The following is a 6790-nucleotide window of genomic DNA, read 5'->3' on the forward strand; positions in this document are numbered from 1 at the left end:
AGTAGAAGGTGCGGGCCAGGGGTGTGGCCCGCTTCGATGGCAGATCAGCTCCAGCGATCACATGACAATGCAGTTTTGATCCGTACTCGCATTCCCGGGGGAATCGACATGGCATTCGACCATGACGTACACGAAGACACCGAAGAACAACCGCCACCGCGCAAGAGGTGGGTGACCGAACGTGATGAACCGGCGACCAACTTCGCCCGTGCCCGCAATATCGCAGAGCTGGAACTCTCCATCGCCGTGGCACCGGCCGGCAATGCCGACGTCGACTCCCATGTGGCGGCGATCGGCACCCGCATCGGCGCCGGCAAGCGCCGGTCGGTGGGTTACTGCGATGTCGGCGTCATGCTGCGGCGCATGCCCAAGGTCTGTGAGTTCTGCAGATCAGGTGCGCTGCCGCATGAACGGCTGCGGACCATCGCCGGTGCCATCGTCGCCGTGACGGACGACAACATCGGCGAGGTGGAGCGGAAGTTCCTCGACTACCTGACCCCCAACAAGGACTTCCAGGCCCTGCCCGGCCCCTTCGTCTTCGCCCGGGAGCTCCGCCGGATCGTGGAGAAGATCGAACCCATCTCCACCCCACCCGACGAAGACGAGACCAAGCCGATCAAGGGCGAGTCGTACAGCGTCGACAACGAGTACCCCAGCGAGTACGGCGAGCTGTACGCCATCCTGCGCAAGGACAGGTTGGCGGAGTTCGACGCCACCGTCCGCGCCATCCGCGACGCGAAGATCAAAGCCGGGCAGGACTGCTCCCTGGCCGACGCCATGATGGCCATGGCCCGCGGCGACTTCGCAGGGGCGAAAGTGAGCATGAACATCTACGTCGACGGTGACGCCGACGAGAACACCCTCCAAGTCTGGCTCGACGGTGCCGGCTGGTTGTCGAACCTGGTGTCCAAGGAGTGGTTGGCCCGGGCCCACGAGGTGCGGCTGTCGTCGGATTCGCAGACCGGCGGATATGTTCCCACCGACGCGCAGAAGGCCCGTGTGCGTGGTCGTGATGGTGGGTGCCGGTTTCCGGGGTGTGATGTCCCGGCGCATCGGTGCCAGATCGACCATGTCATCAACTACGACGCGGCAGATTCGATCCGCGGGGCGCCCGGCATGGTCATCGGCAAGGGATCAGGCGGAGATTCAGGTGGAGGCACGGCGTTCATCGCCGGGGACGGCGAGAACAATCTCGGCGTGACGGCCACATGGAATTTGCAGTGCCTATGCCAGCACCACCACAACCTCAAGACCAGCAAGCACTGGCGCGCAGTCATGCATGACGATGGGTCGGTGACGTGGGTCGATCACACCGGCGCAGCATTTGCCACGACGGTTCCGCATGGGCCGGTCGCGCATGTGAAGCGGCAGACCTTCGATCAGCGGGCGACGCGGGTGGCGTCGACGATCCACCGGGACAACGAAGAGAAGCTTCGCGCCGAAGCCGATGCAGCCGAGGTGTTGAGGCAAGCCGAGATCGATGCGGCACTGCGCAAGCATGCCCGGGAAACCAGGCATTACGAAGAGGAGCTGGCGGACTTCATAGCGGGGCCGATCAACTCCACCGACCCCGCCACTGCAGCCGAAGCGATGGCACTGGCCGACGCCGCCGATGACGGGTGGCCGACGGTCGATGATGAGCTGTGGTCGCGGCAGTCGGTGCCGGCGGGAGGGGTCTGGCGCTGGGGAAGCGAGGGGCCGACGTGTCGTCGGGCGAACCTCGACACAAACTGGTCGATGGTTCCGAAGCCGCCGGCGCCGCTGGGGCCGGATCCCTCAATCCCGTTCTAGCGATCCCGTTTCGGCCAAAGAAGCCCGGCAATCCGTTTCCAGAGATGCGGGCAACACGGCGGGAATGGGCGGGAGCGGCCCTACTCGCCGCGGGCCGCCTCGACCATCTCGTCCCACTCGACGATCTTCTTGCGCTCGCGGCCCTCGGCCTCGCCCAGCTTCCGCTCGGCGGCGTCGAGGGAGTACCAGCCGTCCCAGGTCACGAAGGGGACGCCCTTGGACTCCAGGAACGCCAGGGCCTCATCCTCGCCGGGCTTCGACGGGGCGAAAGTATTGCCGGCGTCGTAATCCTCCAGCAGGTTCGCGACCGTCTCATTGGCGTCGCCCTTGGTGTTGCCGATCAGGCCGACCGGGCCACGCTTGACCCAACCGGTGGTGTACAGGCCGGTGATGTGGTCGGCACCCTCCTCTGCGCCGTCGAGGACGCGGCCGCCGGCATTGGGGATGACGGCCTTGCGGTCATCGAACGGAATGCCCGGCAGTGCGTCCGAGCGGTAACCGACGGCGCGGTACACCGCACCGACCGGCCAATCGGTGAACTCGCCGGTGCCGCGGACGCCGCCGTTGCCGTCGAGCTCCATGCGCTCGGTGCGGATGCCCGACACCTTGCCGTCCTCGCCGAGGATCTCCACCGGAGACTCGAAGAAGTGGATGAACAGCTTGTGCGGCGCGCCCTTCGGGTCGCGGATCGCGTAATTCTCGATGATCGAGCAGACCTGGTCCACGATCTTCGACTCGCGGCGGCTCGACTCCGACACGGCGTCGTAATCGATGTCCTCCGGATTCACCACGACCTCGATGGTCGGGGAGTGATCCAGCTCCTTCAGCTCCAACGGGGTGAACTTCGCCTGCGCAGGGCCGCGGCGGCCGAACACGTGGACCTCGCGGGCCTTGTTGGTGCGCAGGGTCTCGTACACGTTGTCCGGGATCTCGGTGACGTGCAGCTCATCGCCCGTCTTCGCCAGGATGCGGGCGACGTCCAGGCCGACGTTGCCCACGCCGACGACGGCGACGGACTCGGCGGACAGGTCCCAATCGCGCTTGAACAGCGGATTGCCGTCGTAGAAGCCGACGAACTCGCCGGCGCCGTGGTGCCCGTCGAGGTCCGCGCCGGGGATGTCCAGGTCGCGGTCGCCGACGGCGCCGGTCGCGAACACGACGGCGTCGTAAAGCTCCTTGAGCTCGTCGAGCGTGACGTCCTCGCCGAACTCGACGTTGGCGATCAACCGGACCTCGGGCTTGTCCAGCACCCGGTGCAGGCTTTTGATGATGCCCTTGATGCGCGGGTGATCCGGCGCCACGCCGTAGCGGATCAGGCCGAACGGCGCGGGCATCTTCTCGTACAAGTCGATGCTGACCTCGCGCCCGGACTTCATCAGGGCATCGGAGGCGTAGACGCCGGCGGGGCCGGAACCGATGATGGCGACGCGAAGGGGACGGGACATGCTGAGTTGAACCTGCTCTTCTCGGTGGAGGGATTTCCGCACCATAGTAATGGGGCCACCTGAGAACCTCCATGTTGGGTGAGGTGAACCTAACCCGTACCGTTTTAAAGTGTGAGCCTGGTCACGTGGGGCGCGTGACACGTGCGGGTTTCCGGCGGTAGTTTGGCTTACAGGGGTACCCGAGAAGGATTCGCCATTGCGCCCGGTATGTAAGGTGACTCACAATTCGGGCAGAGAATGAACCAAGACTCACTGATCCCCGGGACTCGCCGAGCGAGTCGGAGCCGGGTCCACAGGCGTGCGCCCAGCCCGGCGCATCGGAAAGGACACAAACCGTGAGCGAGAATTCGAACGCCACCACCGCAGTGCTGGTCACCTCCGTCGATCAGGCCGGAGACCACCGCGAGGTGATCGAGGCGGTGTCCTCCGCACTCGGCGGCGCCCGCCTGGTGCACACGGTCGGCGGCCCCGGGGGCGCCACCGCGGACGAGGTCGTGGGCAACCCCGACCACGCCCTCGGGCAGATCGTCACCGCCGTCGAGGCCGAGCGCGCCTCCGGCGAGCAGCCGATGATCCTCACCGCCACCGGCAACCTGGACTTCGACGCCCGCGTCGCCGCCGTCACCGGTTCCGGCGTCATCCTCGTCGCCGACGGCGAGGGCTGCTCCGATGATGCGGCCCTGACCCGCATCCGCATGGCCGTCGCCGAGCTCCGCGCCCGCTACGCCGCGCCGCTGGCCGTCGTGCTCACCGGGCAGGTGGACAAGGCCCCGAAGCTCGACGTGCCGGTGGTTTCGCTTGACGACGCCGACGCGCTGAAGTCCGCCGTCTTCGCCCCGGTCCCGGTGATCATGACACCGCAGCGCTTCCAGTGGTGGCTGCTGCAGCAGGCGAAGGAGAACCGCCGCCACATCGTGCTGCCGGAGGGCGAGGACGACCGCATCCTCATCGCCGCCAACGAGCTGCTGGCCTCCGACATCTGCGACCTGACCATCCTGGGCGACCCGGAGTTCATCAAGGATCGCGCCCGCGTCCTCAGCCTCGACCTGTCCAAGGCGGCGCTGATGGACCCGGCCACCTCGGAGCACCTCGACGCGTTCGCCGAGGAGTTCGCGGAGCTGCGCAAGTCGAAGGGCATCACCCTCGACGAGGCGCGGGAGACCATGAACGACATCTCCTACTTCGCCACCATGATGATCCACAAGGGACTCGCCGACGGAATGGTCTCCGGCGCGGCGAACACGACGGCGCACACCATCAAGCCGTCGTTCCAGATCATCAAGACCAAGCCGGGCGCCTCGACGGTGTCGTCGCTGTTCCTCATGGTCATGGACGATCGCCTGTGGGGCTTCGCCGACTGCGCGGTGCTGCCGAAGCCGACGCCGGAGCAGCTCGGCGAGATCGCGGTGGTCTCCGCCGAGACCGCCGCCAACTTCGGCATCGAGCCGCGCGTGGCCATGATGTCCTACTCCACCGGCGAGTCCGGCACCGGCGAGGACGTCGACCGCGTCAAGGCCGGCCTGGCCAAGGCCCGCGAGCTCGACCCGGATCTGGCCGTCGACGGCCCGCTCCAGTTCGACGCGGCCATCTCGCCCTCCACCGCGAAGAAGAAGATGCCGGGCTCGGCCGTGGCCGGCAAGGCCACCGTCTTCGTGTTCCCCGATCTCGACGCCGGCAACATCGGCTACAAGATCGCCCAGCGCTGCGGCGGCGCACTCGCCATCGGACCCATCCTCCAGGGCCTGAACAAGCCGGTCAACGACCTGTCGCGCGGCGCGACGGTCGCCGACATCGTGAACACCGTCGCCATCACCGCCATCCAGGCAGGAGGAAACTAAGCCATGTCGCGTCACGCCCTCGTAGTCAATTCCGGATCCTCGTCCATCAAGTTCCAGCTCGTCGACCCGTCCAGGGACGCCGCCGAGCCGCCCTACGTCTCCGGCCTCGTCGAGCGCATCGGCGAGGAGAACGGCACCATCGTGCTCAAGGTCGGCGGGGAGAAGATCGAGGTCACCGAGCCGATCTCCGACCACGCCGACGGCCTGGACAAGGCCTTCCAGCTCATGGACGACAACGGCTGCGGCCCGCACTCGGTGGAGATCGCCGCGGTGGGCCACCGCGTCGTCCACGGCGGCAAGCTGTTCTCCAAGCCGCAGCTGATCGACGACCAGATCGTCGAGATGATCCGCGACCTCATCCCGCTGGCGCCGCTGCACAACCCGGCGAACATCGTCGGCATCGAGGAAGCCCGCAAGCTGCTGCCGGACGTGCCGCACGTCGCCGTCTTCGACACCGGCTTCTTCCACGACATGCCGCCGGCCGCCGCGCTGTACCCGATCAACGCCGAAGTCGCCGCGGAGCACGACATCCGCCGCTACGGCTTCCACGGCACCAGCCACGAGTACGTGTCGGGCCAGGTCCCGGAGCTGCTGGGCAAGGACCCGCGCGAGGTCAACCAGATCACGCTGCACCTGGGCAATGGCGCGTCCTGCGCCGCCGTGCGCGGCGGCCAGGCCGTCGACACGTCCATGGGCATGACGCCGCTGGCCGGCCTGATGATGGGCACTCGCACCGGCGACATCGACCCGGGCATCATCTTCCACCTGTACCGCAACGGCATGTCGATCGACGAGATCGACAACCTGTGCAACCGCCAGTCCGGCCTGAAGGGCGTCTCCGGCGTCAACGACTTCCGCATCCTGCAGGAGCGCATGGACGACAACGACCCGGACGCCTGGGCCGCCTACCAGATGTACGTGCACCAGCTGCGCCGCTACATCGGCTCCTACATGCTCATCCTGGGCCGCCTGGACGCCATCACGTTCACCGCCGGCGTCGGCGAGAACCACGTGGGCATCCGCCGCGACTCGATGGCGGAGCTGGAGAACTTCGGCATCAAGATCGACCCGGAGCGCAATGCCGGCCCGAACGACGGCCCGCGCGTCATTTCGACGGACGACTCCACCGTCACGGTGATGGTCGTGCCCACCAACGAGGAGCTCGCCATCGCCCAGTACGCCATGGCGTACGCCGAGTAGTTCCCCGGATTCGGACGCGGGACACGCGAAAACCCGCCGGAATTTCTTCCGGCGGGTTTTTCGCTTGGCGACGCTCTGCTCGAGGTCCTAGTAGATGTAGACGACGTCGCCGACCTGGAGGTTCTCGAAGAAGAACTTGGCGGCATCCGGGTTCAGGCGGACGCAGCCGGCCGACTGGGTGTCGGTGGTGCCCTGGTGGAAGGCGTGGCCGTTGTTGGTGAAGTACACGGCGTACGGCATCGGGGCGTTGTTGAACTCGTAGGAGATCTCGTCCTTGACCTTGCGGGTCACGGTGAAGGTGCCCTTCGGGGTCTCCTGGCCGGGCTTGCCGTGGGACATGACGGTCGGGCCGTAGAGCAGCTTGCCGTCCTGCTGCAGCCAGGTGCGGTTGCCGGAGAGGTCGACGCAGGCGCGGGCGGTGTCCGGGCAGGGGGACTCCGGCGGCAGGTCGGCGGCGCGCTCCTGCGGGGCCGGGGCCTGCTCGGGGGCCGGGGCCGGGGCCGGGGCCGGGGCCGG

At 67.1% G+C, this 6790-nt stretch carries 5 protein-coding genes; 3 read left to right on the forward strand and 2 right to left on the reverse strand.

Going from position 1 to position 6790, the window contains the following annotated elements; genetic code table 11:
* The first annotated feature begins 171 nt into the window (after nucleotides 1-171).
* Nucleotides 172-1791 (forward strand): HNH endonuclease signature motif containing protein, encoded by a 1620-nt coding sequence (locus GX015_RS05795; protein WP_291343510.1) that lies wholly within the window; start codon nucleotides 172-174, stop codon nucleotides 1789-1791.
* Nucleotides 1792-1871: 80 nt separating this feature from the next.
* On the opposite strand, the gene GX015_RS05800 is transcribed toward GX015_RS05795, so the two are convergent.
* Nucleotides 1872-3236 (reverse strand): FAD-dependent oxidoreductase, encoded by a 1365-nt coding sequence (locus GX015_RS05800; RefSeq protein WP_291343512.1) that lies wholly within the window; start codon nucleotides 3234-3236, stop codon nucleotides 1872-1874.
* 524 nt (nucleotides 3237-3760) lie between these two features.
* Between GX015_RS05800 and pta the strand changes: the two genes are divergently transcribed.
* Entirely contained in the window at nucleotides 3761-5074 is a 1314-nt protein-coding gene (pta, locus tag GX015_RS05805) for a phosphate acetyltransferase (RefSeq protein WP_291343519.1), read from the forward strand.
* Between the two features lie 3 nt (nucleotides 5075-5077).
* Nucleotides 5078-6274, forward strand: a complete 1197-nt coding sequence (locus tag GX015_RS05810; RefSeq protein ID WP_291343514.1) for an acetate kinase — start codon at nucleotides 5078-5080, stop codon at nucleotides 6272-6274.
* An 87-nt stretch (nucleotides 6275-6361) separates the two neighbouring features.
* Here GX015_RS05810 and GX015_RS05815 read toward each other — a convergent pair.
* Nucleotides 6362-6790 (reverse strand): L,D-transpeptidase (locus tag GX015_RS05815; RefSeq protein ID WP_291343517.1); only part of this gene is annotated, 429 nt, incomplete at its 5' end.

It is taken from the genome of Corynebacterium sp. (assembly GCF_012837295.1).
In the GTDB taxonomy this organism is placed as follows: domain Bacteria; phylum Actinomycetota; class Actinomycetes; order Mycobacteriales; family Mycobacteriaceae; genus Corynebacterium.